Here is a 557-nt window from a genome sequence, read left to right as displayed (position 1 = left end):
ACACCACTAGACCTACTTTGTGTGGTCGTGTTTTTCTACGGTGTGTACAAGCTCGGTGAGCTGATTTGCAAGTCGCTGCGAAATAGTTCACCGTCTAGTGATCCTAATTTTCTGATCACTGGCAACGAAAACGCGAGCGTCTCTGGAATCCTGTACGATGGACGTGTTGTTCCCTCTATCGACATCAAGGACAAGTCGCTGTTCATCGACGGTAAGTTCAAGCGTCGTCTTTCACGCAACAGCCGCACCTACAATAAGGGTGTGGGGATTTTCGTCGATGGCAATTACGTAGGTTAAACCAAGGGGCTTCGGACCCTTTTTGCTGGGTGACACATGAACACAATACGCGTTGACGATGCTGCGTACCAAACTATCGACTGGGAAGGTCCTCTAGACTTTCCGGGGCAGGAGATAGAGTGCCCTGAGTGCAGAGAGTGGCACGCGGCCGATAGGTGGGCAGCGTATGACACCTATTGCGAATCATGTGGAGGACACCCAATTCTTTCGTGTCCTAAAAATCATTACTTCGACCCCTACGGAGGTGATGGTGGCACAAC

General features: G+C 50.6%; 1 protein-coding gene. It reads left to right on the top strand.

From position 1 onward, the window contains the following. The coding region (locus AC1RPT_RS07620) for a hypothetical protein (RefSeq protein ID WP_471779780.1) at positions 1-297 on the top strand (297 nt) is incomplete at its 5' end. Between the last annotated feature and the right edge of the window lie 260 nt (positions 298-557).

It is taken from the genome of Dellaglioa sp. CoH-56-MRSF-11 (assembly GCF_056782135.1).
Note: the sequence above shows the minus strand (reverse complement) of the source record. Positions and strands in the feature narration are given on the sequence as shown.